General features: G+C 73.0%; 20 protein-coding genes. 12 read left to right on the top strand and 8 right to left on the bottom strand.

All coding sequences use genetic code 11. The annotated features are described in order from the left end of the window. Positions 1–219 precede the first annotated feature (219 nt). Both ABD324_RS02500 and ABD324_RS02505 read right to left on the bottom strand, forming a co-directional pair. Entirely contained in the window at positions 220–1140 is a 921-nt protein-coding gene (locus ABD324_RS02500) for a DUF4097 family beta strand repeat-containing protein (RefSeq protein WP_344411872.1), read from the bottom strand. Between the two features lie 5 nt (positions 1141–1145). After that, positions 1146–1694 carry a toxin-antitoxin system HicB family antitoxin gene (locus tag ABD324_RS02505; protein ID WP_344411873.1) on the bottom strand — a complete coding sequence of 183 codons (549 nt, stop codon included), beginning with the start codon at positions 1692–1694 and terminating at the stop codon, positions 1146–1148. 78 nt (positions 1695–1772) lie between these two features. On the opposite strand from ABD324_RS02505, the gene thyX reads away from it, so the two are divergent. Continuing rightward, positions 1773–2525, top strand: coding sequence for an FAD-dependent thymidylate synthase (gene thyX, locus ABD324_RS02510; RefSeq protein ID WP_344411874.1), 753 nt, complete (start codon positions 1773–1775; stop codon positions 2523–2525). Between the two features lie 29 nt (positions 2526–2554). Here thyX and ABD324_RS02515 read toward each other — a convergent pair whose 3' ends face one another. Continuing rightward, the gene (locus tag ABD324_RS02515) at positions 2555–2722 is read right to left on the bottom strand and encodes a hypothetical protein (protein ID WP_344411875.1); all 168 of its coding nucleotides are present in this window, start codon (positions 2720–2722) and stop codon (positions 2555–2557) included. Positions 2723–2830: 108 nt separating this feature from the next. On the opposite strand from ABD324_RS02515, the gene ABD324_RS02520 reads away from it, so the two are divergent. The 6 genes from ABD324_RS02520 (at position 2831) to ABD324_RS02545 (ending at position 11146) form a co-directional block, all read left to right on the top strand. Continuing rightward, entirely contained in the window at positions 2831–3457 is a 627-nt protein-coding gene (locus ABD324_RS02520; protein ID WP_344411876.1) for a TIGR03085 family metal-binding protein, read from the top strand. 37 nt (positions 3458–3494) lie between these two features. Then, positions 3495–4502: a 4-hydroxy-tetrahydrodipicolinate synthase gene (dapA, locus tag ABD324_RS02525; RefSeq protein ID WP_344411877.1), complete on the top strand. Its 1008-nt coding sequence runs from the start codon at positions 3495–3497 to the stop codon at positions 4500–4502. Positions 4503–4654: 152 nt separating this feature from the next. Beyond that, positions 4655–6328: a ribonuclease J gene (locus ABD324_RS02530; RefSeq protein ID WP_344411996.1), complete on the top strand. Its 1674-nt coding sequence runs from the start codon at positions 4655–4657 to the stop codon at positions 6326–6328. A 582-nt stretch (positions 6329–6910) separates the two neighbouring features. After that, positions 6911–7366 carry a MarR family winged helix-turn-helix transcriptional regulator gene (locus ABD324_RS02535; RefSeq protein WP_344411998.1) on the top strand — a complete coding sequence of 152 codons (456 nt, stop codon included), beginning with the start codon at positions 6911–6913 and terminating at the stop codon, positions 7364–7366. Positions 7367–7495: 129 nt separating this feature from the next. Then, positions 7496–10147, top strand: a complete 2652-nt coding sequence (locus ABD324_RS02540) for a DNA translocase FtsK (protein ID WP_344411878.1) — start codon at positions 7496–7498, stop codon at positions 10145–10147. A gap of 126 nt (positions 10148–10273) precedes the next feature. Then, entirely contained in the window at positions 10274–11146 is an 873-nt protein-coding gene (locus ABD324_RS02545; RefSeq protein ID WP_344411879.1) for a YceI family protein, read from the top strand. On the opposite strand, the gene ABD324_RS02550 is transcribed toward ABD324_RS02545, so the two are convergent. The 4 genes from ABD324_RS02550 to ABD324_RS02565 all read right to left on the bottom strand — a co-directional run bounded on the left by ABD324_RS02550 (position 11112) and on the right by ABD324_RS02565 (position 13851). Further along, the gene (locus ABD324_RS02550; RefSeq protein WP_344411880.1) at positions 11112–11603 is read right to left on the bottom strand and encodes a tRNA (cytidine(34)-2'-O)-methyltransferase; all 492 of its coding nucleotides are present in this window, start codon (positions 11601–11603) and stop codon (positions 11112–11114) included. The genes ABD324_RS02545 and ABD324_RS02550 overlap by 35 nt on opposite strands. Before the next feature lie 46 nt (positions 11604–11649). Beyond that, the gene (locus ABD324_RS02555; protein WP_344411881.1) at positions 11650–12483 is read right to left on the bottom strand and encodes a helix-turn-helix domain-containing protein; all 834 of its coding nucleotides are present in this window, start codon (positions 12481–12483) and stop codon (positions 11650–11652) included. 85 nt (positions 12484–12568) lie between these two features. Then, positions 12569–13252, bottom strand: coding sequence for an ankyrin repeat domain-containing protein (locus ABD324_RS02560; protein WP_344411882.1), 684 nt, complete (start codon positions 13250–13252; stop codon positions 12569–12571). 101 nt (positions 13253–13353) lie between these two features. Next, positions 13354–13851, bottom strand: coding sequence for an amino-acid N-acetyltransferase (locus tag ABD324_RS02565; protein ID WP_344411883.1), 498 nt, complete (start codon positions 13849–13851; stop codon positions 13354–13356). Positions 13852–13898: 47 nt separating this feature from the next. Here ABD324_RS02565 and rimO point away from each other — a divergent pair, with 47 nt between their 5' ends. From rimO to ABD324_RS02585, 4 genes are all read left to right on the top strand, one after another. Continuing rightward, positions 13899–15338 (top strand): 30S ribosomal protein S12 methylthiotransferase RimO, encoded by a 1440-nt coding sequence (gene rimO, locus ABD324_RS02570; protein WP_344411884.1) that lies wholly within the window; start codon positions 13899–13901, stop codon positions 15336–15338. After that, entirely contained in the window at positions 15335–15955 is a 621-nt protein-coding gene (gene pgsA, locus ABD324_RS02575) for a CDP-diacylglycerol--glycerol-3-phosphate 3-phosphatidyltransferase (RefSeq protein ID WP_344411885.1), read from the top strand. The genes rimO and pgsA overlap by 4 nt, the downstream gene beginning before the upstream one ends. A gap of 153 nt (positions 15956–16108) precedes the next feature. Beyond that, positions 16109–16492, top strand: coding sequence for a helix-turn-helix domain-containing protein (locus ABD324_RS02580; RefSeq protein WP_344411886.1), 384 nt, complete (start codon positions 16109–16111; stop codon positions 16490–16492). Positions 16493–16789: 297 nt separating this feature from the next. Further along, the gene (locus ABD324_RS02585; RefSeq protein ID WP_344411887.1) at positions 16790–17602 is read left to right on the top strand and encodes a PspA/IM30 family protein; all 813 of its coding nucleotides are present in this window, start codon (positions 16790–16792) and stop codon (positions 17600–17602) included. Positions 17603–17798: 196 nt separating this feature from the next. Here ABD324_RS02585 and ABD324_RS02590 read toward each other — a convergent pair whose 3' ends face one another. Continuing rightward, on the bottom strand, positions 17799–18599 hold the full coding sequence (locus ABD324_RS02590; RefSeq protein ID WP_344411888.1) for a DNA-formamidopyrimidine glycosylase family protein: 801 nt from the start codon (positions 18597–18599) through the stop codon (positions 17799–17801). 276 nt (positions 18600–18875) lie between these two features. Here ABD324_RS02590 and ABD324_RS02595 point away from each other — a divergent pair. Beyond that, the coding region (locus tag ABD324_RS02595) for a hypothetical protein (RefSeq protein ID WP_344411889.1) at positions 18876–19173 on the top strand (298 nt) is incomplete at its 3' end.

The raw sequence follows: 19173 nt of genomic DNA on the forward strand, positions 1-19173 counted from the left end.
GCTGGGGCCGGTCACTGCGGCGGCCCGCTGTGCTGGGTTCCGCGGTCGCCGGGCCGTGCAGCTTGTCGGGCCGCGCTGCACCGGGCCGCGCTGCACCGGGCCGTGCTGCACCGGGCCGCGCTGCACCGGGCCGCGCGGGCGCCAGGCCACCGTCACCGGTCGAGATGAACCTCAGCCACGTCCGGAGGGGCCGACGACGTGGCTGAGGTTCATCTCGGGTCAGACGCCTGCGGTGGCCGCCCTCGTGATGCGGATGTCGCCGCTGCCCGTCTTCCCCTGGATCCGCAGGGCCGGGGACTCGGCCGGGGCGACCCCGCCGACGTCCAGGTCGCTGCGGGCGGACCCGGAGCCCGAGGTGAGGTCGAGCTCGGCGCCGACCCCGGTGTGCACCCCGACCCGGATCCGGCCGGAGCCGGTCGTGAGGTCGAAGGTACCCGCGACGGCGTCGGACACGGTCAGGTCGCCCGAGCCCGTCTTCACGGTCAGGTTGCCGCGGACCTCGCCGACGGTGACGTCGCCGCTGCCGGCCTTCACGGTCGTCGAGCCGGAGAGGGAGGAGACCGAGAGCGAGCCGGAGCCCGTCTTCAGGCTGGCGTCGCCGCCGACCAGGCCGAGCTCCACGTTGCCGGAGCCGGTGGTGACCTCCACGGCGCCGTCGACCTCGTCGACCCGCGCCTCGCCGGATCCCGTGCGCACCGCGGCCCAGGCGGCGCGGCCGGTGACCGTGACGTCACCCGCGCCGGTCCGCACGGCCAGTCGCGAACGCGCCGGCGCCCGCACCGTGACGACCAGCGGCACCACCCGCAGCGGCAGCTGCTCGGTGGAGCGCACCACGAGCCGGCGCGCGCCCTCGGACCAGCTGATCTCCGCGGCCTTCACCGCGGCGGCTCCGGCGTCGGCCGGGGCCCCCGCTCCGGCCTGGCCGCCGGTTGCGGTGCCGAGCCAGTTCAGCAGCCCGGTGAGGCCCTGCTCCCAGGGGGAGTCGGCGCCCGGCTCGTGCCGGACCTCGACCCACACCTCGTCGGTACTCTCGGCCAGCTCGACGCGCACGCGGCCGACGTCGATCGCCACCTCGAGCTCCGCCGGCTCGGTGCACGGCCAGGACTCCTGGCGCACCAGCTCGTTCTCCGGTTCGGTCACCGCACTCACCCCTGCACCCATCCGCGGAGGCGGCCGCTGTCATCGCGGCCGTCGCCGTCGTCGTCACGGTTGCCCTTGTCCCAGCCCCGGTCCCAGCCCTTGCCGCCGCGCTGCTCCCAGCGCCGCTGCCTGCCGGACAGGGCGCCCTGCACGGCCTGCGAGACCCACGAGTTGAGCGAGACGCCCTGGGCGGCGGCGGCCTGCTCGGCCTGCGCCTTGATCTGCTCGACCATCCGCAGCGTGATGCGGCTGATGTCGCCCGCGTCGCCCGGCCCGGGCGGGGCGAAGCGCGGCGGCTCCTCCTCGCGCGGCGTGGCGCCGGAGACGGCGACGCGGACGTCCCGCCCGTCGAGCCGGACCTCCACCGTGCGGTCGCCGAGGGCGTCGGTGACCTCGGCGGCCAGGTCCGACAGGGCGTTCATGACGGCCAGCCGGGCCGCCGGCTCGATCGCCGCGCCGAGGAGCGCGGCCGTGCGCTGCGTCTGCTCGTCACCCGCGGCCGCGGCGGACGCGAGGTCCTCGCGCAGCTGCGTGACGTACTGACCGATGTCCATGACGCCACTATGGCGTCACTTTTGACATCACGCAACCGCCACAGTGCTGTCGTGTGGTGTCAGGCTACCCTCGCGAGCATGCCGCAGACCGTGCCGCCGAAGGTCCAGCTGGTCGCGAAGACCGAGTTCCTCCCGCCGGCCGACGTGCCGTGGGAGACGGACGCGGACGGCGGTCAGGCGCTCGCCGAGTTCGCCGGCCGGGCCTGCTACCAGTCCTGGTCGAAGCCGAACCCCCGCACCGCCACCAACGCCGGCTACCTGCGGCACATCCTCGAGGTCGGGCACCTGTCCGTGCTGGAGCACGGTTCGGTGAGCTTCTACCTGTCCGGGATGTCGCGCAGCCTCACCCACGAGCTCATCCGCCACCGGCACTTCTCGTACTCGCAGCTGTCGCAGCGGTACGTGCCGGAACGCAACGCGGCCATGGTGGAGCCGGACGTCATCGCGGACGATCCCGAGCTGCACCGGATGTTCCTCGACGCGGCGGACGCGGCCGTCAAGGCCTACGAGCAGCTGCTCGAGGGCCTGGAGAAGCGGTTCGCGGACGTCCCGAACGCCACCCTACGCCGCAAGCAGGCCCGGCAGGCGGCGCGGGCGATCCTGCCGAACGCCACCGAGACCCGGATCGTCGTCACCGGGAACTACCGGGCCTGGCGGCACTTCCTGGGCATGCGGGCCACGGAGCACGCGGACGTCGAGATCCGGGCGCTGGCGATCGAGTGCCTGCGGCAGCTGCAGGCCGAGGTGCCGAACGTGTTCACCGACTTCGAGATCCAGGAGCTCGAGGACGGCACGGAGATCGCGAGCAGCCCCTTCGTGACGGAGGGCTAAGCAGCCGCACCGCCCCCCCCGGGCCGGTCTCAGACGGACGGCCAGTTCTGCAGGACCGCAGGATCGCCGTCCACGTGCAGGGTCATCGGGTCGATCCGTCGCCACGCGGCCAGCACCAGGTCGGACGCCGTGCCGCGGACCGGCGCGTCCGGGTCCGCCTCGCGCAGGGTCGTGACCAGGCGTTCGCGGGCGGTCACCCCCAGCGCCCGGCCCTCGGTGCCGGCGGCGTCGACCAGGGTGTCGAGGTCCGTGCCCGCAACCCGGCAGTGCGACGCCCGGCCCGCAACGTGGCTACGGTGGAGATCGTGAGCCTCGCCGTCGACGAACGGGCCGCCCTGGCGGACACGTTCGACAGGACCGGACCCGACGCCCCCACCCTCTGCGAGGGCTGGGACACCCGGGACCTCCTCGCCCATGTCCTCGTCCGGGAGCGGCAGCCGTGGAACGCGGGTGGCATCGTGGTGCCCGCGCTCGCGCCGCTCACGGAACGCGGGATGGCCGGCTACGGCGACACGCCCTGGTCGGAGATGGTCGCGGAGCTGCGCGACGGGCCGCCCGCCTGGTCCCCCTACCGGATCGGCAAGGTCGACGAGCTGGCCAACGGCGCGGAGTACTTCGTCCACCACGAGGACGCCCGCCGGGGCACCGAGGGCTGGGAGCCCCGCCCCGCCGATCCCGTCCGCGACGGGCAGCTCTGGGCACTCGTCACGAAGATGAGCCGGCTGCTCCTGCGGCGCAGCCCGGTCGGGGTCGTGGCCCGCCGCCCCGACGGCACGAGCCACGTCCTTCGCGCCGGCCCCGGCGTGGTCACGCTGGTGGGGGAGCCCGGCGAGCTGGTGCTGCACCTGTTCGGCCGGGCCGCGGCGCGGGTCGAGATCGAGGGGAGTCCCGCGGACGTCGAGGCCTATCGGGCTGTGGCTCGCGGCATCTAGGCCGTGACGGTCGGTGCCGGGCGGTACCGTCACACCCATGAGCTCCTTCGCTGCCGCGTCCTCGCCGGCTCGTCCCTTCGGGAGGGTGCTGACCGCGATGGTCACCCCGTTCGATGCCGACGGGAAGCTGGACCTGGCGAAGGCCGAGGAGCTCGCGGCACATCTGGTCGATCTGGGGAACGACGGCCTCGTCGTCAACGGCACCACCGGCGAGGGCCCCACGACCTCGGACGAGGAGAAGGCCGCCCTGGTCAGGGCCGTCGTCGGGGCGGTGGGGGACCGGGCGACCGTCGTCGCGGGCGCCGGCACCTACGACACCGCGCACAGCGTCGAGCTGGCGCGCCAGGCCGAGAAGGCGGGCGCCCATGGGCTGCTCGTCGTCACCCCGTACTACTCGCGGCCCCCGCAGAACGGGCTGGTCCTGCACTTCACCGCCGTCGCGGACGCCACGGACCTGCCCGTGATGCTCTACGACATCCCGCCGCGCTCGGTCGTGCCGATCGAGCTCGAGACGCTGCAGCGGCTCGCGCAGCACCCGCGGATCGTCGCGGTCAAGGACGCGCGGAACGACCTGCGCGTGGGCACCGAGGTCCTCGCGACCACCACGCTCGCCTACTACTCGGGCGACGATCCGGTCAACCTGCCCTGGCTGTCCGTCGGGGCCGTCGGGTTCGTGTCCGTGATCGGGCACGTCGTGGCGGACCGGCTGCGCGTGATGCTCGAAGCCTTCGAGGCCGGCGAGCACCAGCGCGCCCGCAACCTGCACTACGCGATGCTCCCGATCCTGCGCGGGATGGGCCGGGTCGGCGGCGCGGTCTTCTCCAAGACGGCGCTGCGGCTGCGTGGCCTCGACGTCGGGGATCCCCGGCTGCCGCTGCCGCCCGCCACGGACGAGCAGATCGCGCTGATCGCCGCGGACCTCATGGCCGGCGGCGTCGCGCTGGACCCCGACCAGCTGCCGCACACCCGCCCGGCCGACCCCGCGTACGGGGCGCTGGGCGGCCGCACGACCACCGACCTGGGGGCCGAGGTCGCCTACCGCTAGGCGCGACCCGGTCCCTTTCGAGAACGAAGAGAGAGCATTCCACTTTGAGTCGTCCTTCCTCCCGCACCGACCGGCGGAACCGTTCCCGGGGCCGCCGGGACCGCCCGTACGACCGTCCCGCGCCGCCGCCGGAGGTCACCAACCCGGCGGAGCTGCCGACGGGGCTGCCGCCCGCCCTCGCCGAGGGCGGGCTGCGGATCTACGCGCTCGGCGGCATCGGCGAGATCGGCCGCAACATGACGGTCTTCGAGCACGGCGGCCGGCTGATGATCGTCGACTGCGGGGTCCTGTTCCCGTCCGAGGACTCCCCGGGCGTCGACCTGATCCTCCCGGACTTCCGGGCGGTCGAGGAGCGCCTCGACGACGTCGACGTCCTCGTCCTCACCCACGGCCACGAGGACCACATCGGCGCCGTCCCGTTCCTGCTGCGACAGAAGCCGGACCTGCTGATCGTCGGCTCCCGGTTCACGCTGGCGCTGGTCGCGGCCAAGTGCAGGGAGCACCGCCTCACCCCGCACCTGCTGGAGGTGAAGGAGGGCGACCGGCTGCGCCACGGGCCGTGGGACTGCGAGTACTTCGCGGTCAACCACTCCATCCCGGACGCGCTGGCCGTCGCCATCCGTACGCCCGCGGGCCTGGTCCTGCACACCGGCGACATCAAGCTGGACCAGCTCCCGCTGGACGACCGGCTCACCGACCTCGCCGGTTTCTCCCGCCTCGGCGACGAGGGCGTGGACCTGTTCCTCGTCGACTCCACGAACGCGGACGTCCCCGGCTTCGTCACCCCGGAGCGCGAGATCGGGCCGGTGATCTCGGACGTCTTCGCGAAGGCGCCGTCGCGGATCATCGTCGCCTGTTTCGCGTCGCACGTGCACCGCGTCCAGCAGGTCCTCGCGGCCGCCGAGGAGCACGGCCGCAAGGTCTGCTTCGCGGGCCGGTCGATGGTCCGCAACATGGCCCTGGCCGGCGAGCTCGACCTGCTCGACGTGCCCGAGGGCCTGCTCGTGGACCTCGACGAGGCCATGAAGCTCCCGGACGACGAGCTCGTCCTCGTCTCGACCGGGTCCCAGGGCGAGCCGCTCTCGGCGCTGTCCCGGATGGCCCGCGGCGAGCACCGCAGCGTGCTGATCCGCCCGGACGACACCATCGTCCTGGCCAGCTCGCTGATCCCCGGCAACGAGACCGCGGTCTTCGGCGTGATCAACGGCCTGACCCGGCTCGGCGCGAAGGTCGTGCACCAGGGCAACGCGAAGGTGCACGTCAGCGGCCACTCGCCGGCCGGCGAGCTGCTGTTCCTCTACAACGCGGTCCGGCCCTCGAACGTCATGCCGGTGCACGGCGAGTGGCGTCACCTGCGGGCCAACAAGGCCCTCGCGGTGGCCACCGGCGTGCCCGAGGAGCGCGTGGTGATCGCCGAGGACGGGGTGGTGGTCGACCTGGTCGACGGCCGCGCCACCATCTCCGGACGGGTCGAGGTCGGCCGGGTGTACGTCGACGGCAACCTGGTCGGCGACATCGGCGACACGGTGCTGTCGGACCGGCTCGTGCTCGGCGAGGGCGGCTTCATCTCGATCTCGGTCGCGATCGACGCCACCACGGGCCGCGCGGTCTCCCGCCCGACGCTGTCGGGCCGCGGCTTCTCGGACGACCCGAAGGCCCTCGACGCCGTCCTGCCGCTGATCGAGGACGAGCTCTCCCGCACGGAGAACGACGGCATCACCGACACCCACCGAGTCGCCCAGGCGGTCCGCCGGGTGGTCGGCAAGTGGGTGGGGGAGACCTACCGCCGTCGCCCCATGATCGTCCCGACGGTCATCGCCGTCTGAGCCGCCGCCGGTGCGGGCGTACCCGGGTCCGACCGGGCTCGCCCGCACCAGCACGGCCACGCGCCTGCGCCCACCACTGCTGCCTCGTCGAGCTGCCCACCGCCTTCGCCGCTGCGGGCCCACGGCCACGGATCGCCACCTCGTCCGGTCGCCCGGCAGGCCGGGAGCTCGGGCCGTATGAGGAAGGCTCCCTAAAAATCGTCAGATTTCTGACCACTGAGAGCTCAACCCTCAGTGCATCGAAGCCTTCGGGCTCAAGAAGAATTCGATGAGGCCCGGGGACGGCTCCCGCGGGAGCCGTCCCCGGGCCTCGCCAGGCTTGCCCAGATCTCTGGCTCTTCGACGGGCGGATCGTCAGAGGACCGTACGGTTCGATCTCGACGGGTTTCCTGAAGGCACCTCGGCGGCCACTTCGCTTCCGGCATCGCGAGATTCTCCCGGCCGAGGCGCCCCCGCGCCCCGGATACGGCGCAGACTTTCCCGAAACACCACATTTCCGATCCTCCTCTCGCGACACTCTGAAGCCGACGGATGGTTCGACTTCGATGTACTTCTCGGGAGGCCCTCGTGGCGCGGGTGAGAATGCCCCTCGGACAGCGGCTGGCGGCCACCGCCCGGGCGGCCGATCGGGCTCTCGACCAGGAGCTCGTCCGTCGGGGCGGGTCGCGGACGGTCTATCGGGTCCTCCATCATCTCGCCACCCGGCCGGCCGGCAACCAGGCCGAGGTCGCCGAGGCGATGGGGCTGACCGGGCAGACGCTGTCCCACCATCTGGGGAAGCTCGAGGCCGAGGGGCTGCTGACCCGGCACCGTGACCCGATGGACCGCCGCGCCCATCTCGTCGAGCTCACCGACGCCGGTCACGCCCGGCTCGAGGAGATGCGACAGACCCACCGCGAGCACGAACGACAGTTGGTCTCCCGGCTCGATCCGGAGGAGGTCGACGAGCTGGAGCGGCTCCTGGCGCGGGTCGATCGCGTGTTCGGCGTCCCTGCGCCGACCGAGCTCGAACGCTGGCTCGCCTCGTTCGAGGACTGACCACCCCGGAGGACCGGGCACCGTGAGTAACTGATGGATGCGGTGCGTGAGCGGCCCGACAGCGCACCACCCGCGTCCGGGGTGCGTCGGTCACCGGTTTCGTCGGGGTCCGCGGCTACCGTGGGCGACATGGCAGGACGAGGGACGGCCGGGCGGGCCGCGAGTGAGGGAGCGTGGGCGTCGGCCGGCTCCGGTCGAGGGTCCGGCTCCCGCTCGTCGGCGTCGCGTTCCCGCACGTCCTCGTCGTCCTCGTCGTCGTCCTCCTCGTCACGGGGGGCCTCCTCGCGGGGGTCCGCCGCCCGCGGTTCCACGGCGCGGGGCTCGTCCGCGCGCGGCTCCTCGCGCTCGCGGACCCCGGCGAAGAAGGCGCCCGCCAAGAAGAGCCCCGACCTGATCGACAAGGGGATCGACGCGGTCGGCCGCGGCGTCGTCAAGATGACGAAATCGGCGGGCCGGGCCGCCGGGCGCACCCGGGAGATCGATCCCGCCCACCGCCGCGACGGGCTGGGCGTGTTGTTCATCGTGCTCGCCGTGATCTCCGCGGCGGGCGTGTGGTGGGAGGCGGGCGGGCCCGTCGGTCGCGGCTTCTCGGCGGCGGTCGGGGCGGTGTTCGGCCTGGCCGGCGTGCTGCTCCCGGTCATCCTGCTGGTGGTGGGCATCGTGCTGATGACCACGCCGGCGCATCCCGAGGCGCGGCCCCGCATCGCCGTCGGCACGCTGCTGCTCACCCTCGGCGTCCTCGGCCTGGTGCACCTGTTCTCCGGCTCGCCGGACGAGCCCGCGCAGTGGGCCGCGGGCGGTGGCGCGGTCGGGTACGTCGCGGGCACGCCGCTGGCCACCGGGCTCACCCCGTGGGTCGCGGTGCCGATCCTGCTGCTGCTCAGCTTCTACGCGTTCCTCGTCCTCACCGCCACGCCGGTGCGCGAGGTGCCGAACCGGTTCCGCCGCCTGCTCGGCAAGCCGGAGGTCCATCCCGAGGGCTGGGAGGACGAGCACGAGCCGGAGGAGCTGCCCGAGGACGAGCCGGTGGCCGAGGAGGCCCCGCCGAAGCGCCGCCCGGCCCGCCGCCGTCAGGCCGCCAGCGCGGAGGCGTTCGCCGACGAGGCCCCGCCCGAGCCGCCCGCCGAGCCGGAGCCCGATGAGGAGTACGTCCCGGTCCCGCCCAAGGCGCGGCCGAAGCGCCCGGACCCGTCCCAGATCGTCGCCACCCCGCCCGCCGAGGACGTTCCTGCCGAGGGCGAGCAGATGTCCATGGCGATCCGGGAGCCGGTGTCGGAGGGCGAGTACAAGCTCCCGCCCGCGGACCTGCTGGAGGTCGGCCCCGCGCCGAAGCTCCGCTCCCAGGCCAACGACGAGATGATCGAGCGCATCACCGGCGTGCTCGACCAGTTCAACGTCGACGCGCAGGTCACGGGCTTCACCCGGGGCCCGACGGTCACCCGCTACGAGATCGAGCTGGGCCCGGCCGTCAAGGTCGAGAAGATCACCCAGCTGTCCAAGAACATCGCCTACGCCGTCGCCACGGACAACGTCCGCATCCTCGCGCCCATCCCCGGCAAGTCCGCGGTGGGCATCGAGGTGCCCAACTCGGACCGCGAGATGGTCCGGCTCGGCGACGTGCTGCGCTCCGGCACCGCGCGGGGCGAGACGCACCCGATGGTCATCGGCCTGGGCAAGGACATCGAGGGCCACTTCCTCTGCGCGAACCTGGCGAAGATGCCGCACCTGCTGGTGGCGGGCTCCACGGGGTCCGGCAAGTCCAGCTTCGTGAACTCGATGCTGGTGTCGCTCCTCACCCGGGCCACGCCCGAGGAGGTGCGGATGATCCTCGTCGACCCGAAGATGGTCGAGCTCACGCCGTACGAGGGCATCCCGCACCTGATCACGCCCATCATCACCCAGCCCAAGAAGGCTGCGTCCGCGCTGGCCTGGCTGGTGGAGGAGATGGAGCAGCGCTACCAGGACATGCAGGCCAACAAGGTCCGCCACGTCGACGACTTCAACCGCAAGGTCCGCTCCGGCGAGATCACCGCGCCGCTGGGCAGCGAGCGGGTGTACCGGCCGTACCCGTACATCCTCTGCATCGTCGACGAGCTCGCCGACCTGATGATGACGGCCCCGCGGGACGTCGAGGACGCGATCGTCCGGATCACGCAGAAGGCCCGGGCCGCGGGCATCCACCTGGTCCTGGCCACGCAGCGGCCCTCGGTCGACGTCGTCACCGGCCTGATCAAGACGAACGTGCCGTCCCGCCTGGCGTTCGCCACGTCGTCGCTCACGGACTCGCGGGTCATCCTGGACCAGCCGGGCGCCGAGAAGCTGATCGGCATGGGCGACGGGCTCTACCTGCCCATGGGCGCGTCGAAGCCGGTCCGCATGCAGGGCGCGTACATCTCCGACGAGGAGATCGCGGAGGTCGTCGGGTTCTCCAAGGAGCAGGCCGAGCCGACCTACCTCGACGGCGTCACGGTGCAGAAGTCCGGCGAGAAGAAGGACATCGACCCGGACATCGGGGACGATCTCGAGGTGCTCGTGCAGGCCACCGAGCTGATCGTCACCTCGCAGTTCGGCTCGACGTCCATGCTGCAGCGCAAGCTGAGGGTCGGCTTCGCGAAGGCCGGCCGCCTGATGGACCTGCTCGAGACGCGCGGGGTGGTCGGCCCGTCGGAGGGATCGAAGGCCCGCGAGGTGCTCATCAAGCCGGACGAGCTGGACAGCGTGATCTGGCTGATGCGCGGCGGCGGTGGGGACGCACCGGAGCCGGACGACCCCGAGATGTGAGAAGTACCCGCTGCTCCGTGTGGGGGCTGCCACAACCGCGCGTTCGGCGTCACCTCTTCGTGACCTGATCTGGCAGGGTGTTGCGCGGCCCGTGCCCGGGCCACGGAGAACGGCGGAGGGTCACGGATGTTCTGGAGCAAGCGTGCGAAAGGGCCGCGCCGCGCGGACAGGGGCCGGAACGCCCTGGTGCCGATCCCGCTGACCGGCGGTCTGCTGAGCGGCCAGGTGCAGGACGTCGACGGGCGGCCGCTCGCGGGCGCGGAGGTGTCGGTGCTCGACCGCACCAGCACCCGCATCGCCCACGCCGACACCGACCCGTTCGGCTACTTCTCGGCGGCGCTCGTCCCGGGCCAGTACCGGGTGCGCGCCGAGGCCGGCGGCTACCAGGGCAACGGCGGCACCGTCGAGGTCGAGTGGGGCAAGCACGCCGAGCTGGGCGCGCTCACCCTGGCCCCGGACCTCTCGCTCTCCCCGCCCCCGCCGGGGATCTACGACATCGACTCGGACCACTCGTCCGTCCGGTTCGTGGCGCGGCACATCGGCCTGTCCCGGGTGTACGGGCGCTTCAACCGCTTCCGCGGGCAGATCCGGATCACCGATCCGTTCGAGGACTCGGCCGTGGACGTCGTGATCGACTCGGCCAGCGTGGACACCAACGTCGAGGCCCGGGACCAGCACCTGCGGTCGGGGGACTTCCTCGACGTGGAGCGCTTCCCGCAGATGCGCTTCTCCAGCACCCGCTTCCGGCGCGGCACCGGCAACCGCTGGCTCGTCGACGGCGATCTCACGCTGCACGGCCTGACCAGCGACGTGCAGCTCGACGTGATGTTCCTCGGCCTGGCGGACTGGAACGGCCAGCGCGCCGGCGCCGTCGCCACCGCGGAGCTGCACCGCGAGCACTTCACGCTCAACTGGCAGCAGATGGTCAGCCGCGGGGTGCCGGTCGTCGGCTCCACGATCGACATCAGCCTCGACGTGCAGGCGATTCTCCAGCAGTAGCTCCCGTGAAGCCGTGCTGCCGCCAGGCCTCGTAGACGGCCACGGCGGCGGCGTTGGCGAGGTTCAGCGAGCGGGATCCGGCCACCATGGGCAGCCGGACCCGCGCGGTGACCCGCGGGTCGTCGAGGACGGCGGCGGGCAGGCCGACCGACTCCGATCCGAAGAGCAGGACGTCGCCGGGTGCGTAGTCGACCTCGGTGTGCAGGGTCGTCGCGTGCGCGGTGAAGGCGTACACCCGGGCCGGCCCGATCGCCGCCCACAGCGCGCCGAGATCGTGGTGGACGTGCAGGTCGGCCAGCTCGTGGTAGTCCAGCCCCGCCCGCCGCACGTCCCGCTCGTCGAGCCGGAACCCGAGGGGCTCGACGAGGTGCAGCTCCGCGCCGGTGTTCGCGGCCAGCCGGATCGCGCTGCCCGTGTTCGGCGGGATCTCGGGGGCGTGGAAGGCGATCCGGAACATCCGCTACTCGTACCAGGTGCCGAGGCTCCACAGCGTGCCGGCCGGGTCAGGTCCGCTCGGCCCGCCACTGCGTCGCGGTGAGTCCCGCGAGCTCGCGGAAGTCCCGGGCGAGGTGGGCCTGGTCGGCGTAGCCGCAGGTGGTGGCGACGTCGGCGAGCGTGGGCCGCGTCGAGGTGCGCAGCAGGTCGCAGGCCCGTTCGAAGCGGATGACCCGGGCCGCGGACTTGGGGGAGAGCCCCGTCTCGCCCCGGAACTGCAGCGCGAGGTGGCGCCGGCTCCAGCCGACCTCCCTGGCCAGCTCCTCGATCCGCAGGGTCCCACCGGTCTGGGCGAGGCGCTGCCAGGCCCGCGCGACCTCGGGCCGCGGGTCCGGGCGCCGGCCGTCGGTGGCGAGGCGGGCGAGCCCGGCGTTCAGGATCGCGAAGCGGCTCGCCCAGGTGGGCGCCTCGGCCAGCTTCTCGACGAGGATCCCCGCCCGCCGGCCGATCAGGTCGCCGAGCTCGACGACGTCGCCCCGCAGCTCACCCGCCGGCGTCCCCAGCAGGGCCCGGGCACCCCGCCAGGTCAGCCGCAGCTGCAGCCCGGTCTGGGCCGGCCCCGTCGCGATCATCGCGGGGGAGTCGTGCAGCCCGCCGACCATGCTCCTGAACGAGCCGGGGGAGCGGCCCGGATCGGGCATCCGCAGGATGTCGACGGTCCCGTCGAGGCAGAGCAGGAACGTCAGGTGCCCACCGGGGACCCCCATGTGGACGCCGGGCGCGGAGGCGGGCATGCGATACCCGCTGTAGAGGTCGACGAGCGGCCGCAGCGCCGCGGGCGGCCGCGCCCACACCAGCTCCGACCCGCCCGTGGGCCGGGTGGGATCGCCGTCCGCCCCCATCGCCCCAGGCTAAACGACCCCACAACCCGCGAGTCGGCACTTTCCGTCCCGCGAGTTGGCAGTCCTGGGAGGCCGAAACACACATCTACGACGTCGGGTCGAGCTCCACAGCCCGGTGCGCCCCTTGCTCCCGCAACCACTCCACCAGCGATGACGCCTCGGCCCGCTCGGCGGCGTCGAGCGGCGTCAACCGCTCCCAGGACGGGAGGTGATCGAGCCTGGCGCCCCGGGGCAACAGCAGCTCCGCCGCCGCCCGGCTCCCCCCGTGGCAGGCGTACCAGAAGCAGAGGTCCAGCTCCTCGGCCGACAGCTGCGGGGGGATCCGGTCGAGCAGCCCGAGCGCGGCGGCCTCGGCCGGACGCATCGAGGCGCCCCGCTCGACGAGCCGCTGCGCCGCGCCACGGCACCCGAACGCGACGGCGTCGGACAGGGGCGTGCCGCCCGCGATCACCCCGCCGGTCGCGTCGATCGCGGCGCCGGCGTCGAGCAGGGCGTCGAGGACGGGCAGGTCGTCGCTGCTCGCGGCCCAGTGCAGAGGCGTCTCGGAGTGGGCGCCGACGAACGGCGCGTCCACGTCCGCACCCGCGGCCACCAGCACCCGGACCACCTCCGGGCCGTTCGGGAACCCACCCGGCCAGTCCGTGACGACGTGCAGCAGGGTCCGGGCCCCGTCCGGCCGGGCCGTGGCGAGCGAGGGATCCTCGGCCAGCAGTCGGGTCAGCGTCGAGACATCACCGGCTCGGACCGCGGCCACAGCATCGGGCGACATGCCCCCGATCCTGCCCCGCGGACGTCGCAGATGTGTGTTTCGGCCTACGGCTCTGCCCATTGGCGCGCTCCGCCCGCGTGCCGACTCGCGGGTTCGGTCGGTCAGAGGGTGAGCATCATGCGGGTGTTGCCCAGGGTGTTGGGCTTGACGTGGGCGAGGTCCAGGAACTCCGCGACGCCCGTGTCGTACGAGCGGAGCATCGCGGCGAAGACCTCCTGGGACACCGGCGTGCCGTCGATCTCGGCGAAGCCGTGCCGGCCGAAGAAGTGCTTCTCGAAGGTCAGCACGAACAGCCGGCGCAGCCCCAGCTCCCGCGCGCCCGCGATCAGCGCCGACACGATCGCGTGCCCCGCGCCCTTCCCGAGGGCCGACGGATGCACCGCGACGGTGCGGATCTCGCCGAGGTCCTCCCAGAGCACGTGCAGGGCGCCGCAGCCGACGACCTCGCCGTCGAGCTCGGCGACCAGGAACTCCGGCACCGCCTCGTAGAGCGTCACGATCTCCTTGGCCAGCAACACCTTGCCGGCGTAGTTGTCCACGAGGGACTTGATCGTCCTGACGTCCGCGGTGCGTGCCCGCCGGACGGCCACCGCTGCCATGGCGGTGGAGCGTAGATCATGCGGACCCGGCGTCTACCCTGTAGGCCGTGGGTTCCCCTGACGTCGCGCCTCGCCGCGCTGCCCTGCTGACACTGGGCTGTGCCCGCAACGAGGTCGACTCGGAGGAGCTGGCCGGCAGGCTCGCCGGTTCCGGCTGGGAACTGGCGGAGGCGGACGAGGCGGACGTCATCGTCGTCAACACCTGTGGGTTCGTGGAGCAGGCGAAGAAGGACTCGATCGACACCGTGCTCTCGGCGTCGGACGTGGCGAAAGCCCGGGGGGCGAAGGTCGTCGCGGTCGGCTGCATGGCCGAGCGGTACGGCAAGGAGCTCGCCGACAGCCTCCCCGAGGCGGACGCGGTCCTCGGCTTCGACGCCTACCCGGACCTGGCCGAGCGCCTCGGCGACGTGCTGGCCGGGCACGCCCCGATCTCGCACGTCCCCGTCGACCGCCGCACGCTGCTCCCGATCGCCCCGGTCGAGCGCCAGGCTGCGGAGACGGTGATCCCCGGCCACAGCTGGATCCCGCGGGCGCGGCTGCAGAAGGGCCCGGTGGCGTCGCTCAAGCTGGCGAGCGGGTGCGACCGGCGCTGCGCGTTCTGCGCGATCCCGAGCTTCCGCGGCTCGTTCGTGTCCCGGCTGCCGGACGAGGTGCTGGCCGAGGCCGCGTGGCTCGCCCAGGACGGGGTGCGGGAGCTCGTGCTGGTCAGCGAGAACTCGACGTCGTACGGCAAGGACCTGCCCGGCGGCACCCGCGCGCTGGCCGAGCTGCTGCCCCGGCTCGCCGAGATCCCCGGGATCGACCGGGTGCGCGTGAGCTACCTGCAGCCGGCGGAGACCCGCCCCGAGCTGCTGAAGGTCATCGCGACCACCCCCGGTGTCGCGCCGTACTTCGACCTGAGCTTCCAGCACGCGTCGAACGCCGTGCTGCGCCGGATGCGCCGTTTCGGCTCGCGGCCGGACTTCGTCGACCTCTGCGAGCGCATCCGCGCGCTGGCGCCCGACGCCGGCATCCGCAGCAACGTGATCGTCGGGTTCCCGGGGGAGACCGAGGAGGACCTCGCCGAGCTGGAGGCCTTCCTCACCGAGGCACGGCTCGACGCCGTCGGCGTCTTCGGCTACTCGGACGAGGAAGGCACCGAGGCGGTCGGCTACGAGGGCAAGCACGACGCCGAGGAGGTCGCGGCGCGCGTCGAGCGGATCTCCTCGCTGGTGGACGAGCTCATGGCCCAGCGCGCGGCGGACCGGATCGGCTCCGAGGTGGTCGTCCTGGTGGAGACCGCGGAGTCGGACGACGAGGACGCGATCGGACGGGCCGCGCACCAGGCCCCCGAGGTGGACGGCGAGTGCGTCTTCTCCAGCGGTGAGGGCCTGGTCCCGGGCACGTTCGTGCGCGCGAAGGTGATCGACTCCGAGGGCGCCGACCTGGTCGTCGAGGCCCTGGGGTCGGCGCTGGGACCGGCTCCGGAACCGGCGGGTCGGGGATGAGTGCCGTGCCGGCGGAGGAGCATGCCTCCCCGGCGGACAACGCGCCCCCGCTGCTCAACATCGCGAACGTCCTCACCGGCCTGCGGCTGGTGTTCGTGCCGTTCTTCCTGGTCGCCCTGCTGGCCGCGGACGGCCTGAGCCTGACGTGGCGGCTGGTGGCGTCGCTGCTGTTCGCGGTGGCGGCGATCACGGACCGGTTCGACGGCCAGCTGGCCCGCAGCCGGGGCCTCGTGACGTCGTTCGGCAAGATCGCGGACCCCATCGCGGACAAGGCGCTCATGGGCGCCGCCCTGATCGGCCTCTCGATCCTCGCCCTGCTGCCCTGGTGGGTGACGATCGTGATCATGGCCAGGGAGATCGGCGTCACCCTGCTGCGGTTCTGGGTGATCCGGCACGGCGTCATCCCGGCCAGCCCCGGCGGCAAACTCAAGACGCTGGTCCAGATCGTCGCGATCGGGCTGTACGTGCTGCCGCTGCCCGAGGTGCCCGCGGTCGACTGGCTCCGCTGGGTGCTCATGGCCGCAGCCGTGGTGCTCACCGTGGCGACGGGCCTGGACTACGTCGCCCGCGCGGTCCGCCTCCGCGCGGCCGCTCGTGCCGCACAACGCCGCAGCTAGCAGGGGTGTTCGCCCGCCCGGCGGACGCTCCCCGGGTGGCTGTTCGCCCACAGCGGACGCGACGGACATCGCGCTTCGCCGCCGACGGTGGCGCCGACTCGGTACGGTGGGACCACTCCGTCCGGCGGACGGAGAGAGGGAGAGGGTGGGCGCATGGCTCTGCTGCTGCGTGAGGCGATCGGTGGCGGCCTTCGGCGTGCCCGCACCCTGAAGAAGCGCACCTTGCGGGACGTGTCCCGGGCCGCCCGGGTGAGCCTGGGGTACCTCTCCGAGGTGGAGCGTGGCCGCAAGGAGCCCTCCAGCGAGCTGCTGGCCGCGATCTGCGAGGCGCTCGACGTCTCGCTGCCGGACCTGCTCACCGAGGTGATCGGCGAGATGAGGGCGGACCGCGAGCTCGAGTTCGTCGGCCGCACGGACACCCTCGTCCCGATCGGGCAGCGGCACGCCGACCTGCGGCTCGCGCCGGTGCGCGGGGCCTCTCCGATCAGTGCGCCGATCGGTGCCCGGCCGGGTACCCCGGTCGCGTCGGCCGCCTAGTTCCCGAGCGCGAAAGCCCTGCTGAGAACCTTCTGTGGACGACCTGTGTCCGGTTCGTCCGGCTTCCCCGACGCAGTCGCCGCCGGACCGGTAACCTGGCTCCGGGTCGCCCCGACGGCGATCTCCGGACGATCCCCGATATCGTCCGTGCGGCCTGGGTCCTTGAATGGCAGACGACTGGCAGACGCGGCCGTCACGATGCCACGATGGGCGCAGCACACAACCGTGGCGGTCGCGGGGGGATTTTCGCGGTCCGCACGCAAGCGGCGGTACCGGACCTGGAGGTAGGCGGAGCAGATGGCCAACGGTTTCACGAAGGCCTGGAAGTACCTGATGGCCCTGTTCTCGTCGAAGGTCGACGAGTACGCGGACCCCAAGGTGCAGATCCAGCAGGCCATCGAGGACGCACAGCGTCAGCACCAGGCTCTCTCGCAGCAGGCGGCGGCCGTCATCGGCAACCAGCGCCAGCTCGAGATGAAGCTCAACCGGCAGCTCGGGGAGATCGAGAAGCTGCAGGCCTCGGCCCGGCAGGCGCTCGTCCTCGCCGACCAGGCGCGGTCGCAGGGCGACGAGCAGAAGGCGGGCCAGTACGAGCAGGCGGCGCAGGCCACCGCCACGCAGCTGGTCACGGCGGAGCAGTCGGTCGAGGACCTCAAGACGCTGCACGACCAGTCGATCGGCGCGGCGGCCCAGGCCAAGCAGGCCGTCGAGCGCAACTCGATGCAGCTGCAGCAGAAGATCGCCGAGCGCACCAAGCTGCTCAGCCAGCTCGAGCAGGCGAAGATGCAGGAGCAGGCCGCGGCCTCGCTCCGCTCGATGACCGAGCTCTCGGCGCCGGGGAACACCCCGTCGCTGGAGGAGGTCCGGGACAAGATCGAGAAGCGCTACGCGAACGCCATCGGTTCGGCCGAGCTCGCGCAGAACTCGGTCCAGGGCCGGATGCTCGAGGTCCAGCAGGCGACCGTCGACATGGCGGGCGCGAGCCGGCTCGAGCAGATCCGCGCCTCGATGGCCGGGAACTCGATCACGGGCGGCGAGAAGCCGACCACGCAGATCCCCGCCGCGCCGCAGAGCACCCCGCAGGGGCAGCAGCAGCCCGGCACCGCCTGACCCAGCACGTCCCGGAAGCGCCGTCCCCGCACCGCGAGGGCGGCGCTTCCGCGTTCCCCGCCGCGCCCGGCGGGTGGCCGCGCCCGCCGGCGCGTTATGGATCCATAACGTCGGTGTCGGGTGCCGCAGATCGCGTTATGGATCCATAACGCGATTTGGAGTGCCGCCTGGGCGCGTTATGGATCCATAACGCGGGTCAGGGGTGGGGGCCGGGTTGGCAGGTCGGGCACCAGTACGCGGGTCTCGCGTAGATGCCCGCGCCCTGGTCCGCGACGCGGATCCTCGTGCGGCAGCGGCGGCAGGGGCGGTTGCCCCGCTCGAACACCCAGTGCGCCTCCTCGGGACGCATCGAGCCCGTGGTGGTCTGCTCCGGGCGGTCGGCGTTCGAGAGCAGGAGCTTCCGCGCGCAGGCGACCACGGCGGGCAGGTCGGGGGTGTCCCGGACCAGCGTCCAGGGGGAGAGCCCGAGCAGGAAGCAGATCTCGGTCTTGTACAGGTTCCCGACGCCCGCCATCACCCGCTGGTCCAGCAACGCGAGCCCCAGCTCGTGACGGCCGCGGGCCGCGAGCCGGCGCAGCGACTCGGCCTCGTGCGCCGGCCCCCACGCCGGATCGAGCAGGTCCGGCCCCAGATGCCCGACGAGCCGGGCCTCCTCCGCGGTGGGCAACAGCTCCAGATCGTGCAGGGCGAACCCGACCGCGACCCGTTCCGGGACCTCGAGCACGGCCCGCGCCTCGTACTCGGGCCGCCGCCAGTGCATCCCGGGCCGGTAGAGGTGCCACGAGCCGTCCATCCGGAAATGGCTGTGCAGGCTGCGTCCGTCGTCGAAGCGGGTGAACAGGTGCTTGCCCACCGACACCACCCCGAGCACCCCGGCCCCTGTGAGATCGATCTCCGCGAGCCGGGGATGGCGCAGCTCGCCGCGCAGGAGGGTGTGGCCGGCGAGCGCGGCGTGGAGGCGCTTCCCGGCGAGGTACACGGTGTCGCCCTCGGGCACCCCCCGACGCTACCCACCCGACCGCACTATGGCTCCACAACGCACTCCGGCACGCCCCCCGACCGCACTATGGCTCCATAGCGCGCTCTGGCGGGCCCCTGGAGAGCGTTATGGCTCCATAACGCTCTCCGGTAGGGCCGTGGCCGACGCTGTGGATCCCTGACGCGCTCCGGCGGAGGCCGACACGACGTTGTGCTTCCCTGACGCGCTGTCAGGCAGGGGTCCCCGGCGGCTGTGCGGATCGTGACGTGGGTCGGCGCTGGTAGCGTCGATGGCATGCGGAGCGGGGTGGGTGGGGTGGTGATGTCCCTGCTCGCGCTCGTCCTCGCCGGGGTCGCGCTCTCCGGCGCCGAGCCGAACCTGCTGCTCGGCGTCGTCGGCGCGGCCCTCTTCGCGCTCGGGGCGGCGCGGCACTCGTCGGCCGCCCTGCGCGCCGCCTCCGGCCGCGGGCCCGCCACGGCCCGCCGGCACCGCCACCGCCGGGACGCCGCCGCCCGCGTCCCCCGCCAGCTGGACCCGGACGCCCCGGGTCGCACCCGCGCCCGCGCACCCTCGGGGATGGTGCGGAGCGCCT

The organism is Pseudonocardia ailaonensis, from assembly GCF_039531635.1.
In the GTDB taxonomy this organism is placed as follows: domain Bacteria; phylum Actinomycetota; class Actinomycetes; order Mycobacteriales; family Pseudonocardiaceae; genus Pseudonocardia; species Pseudonocardia ailaonensis.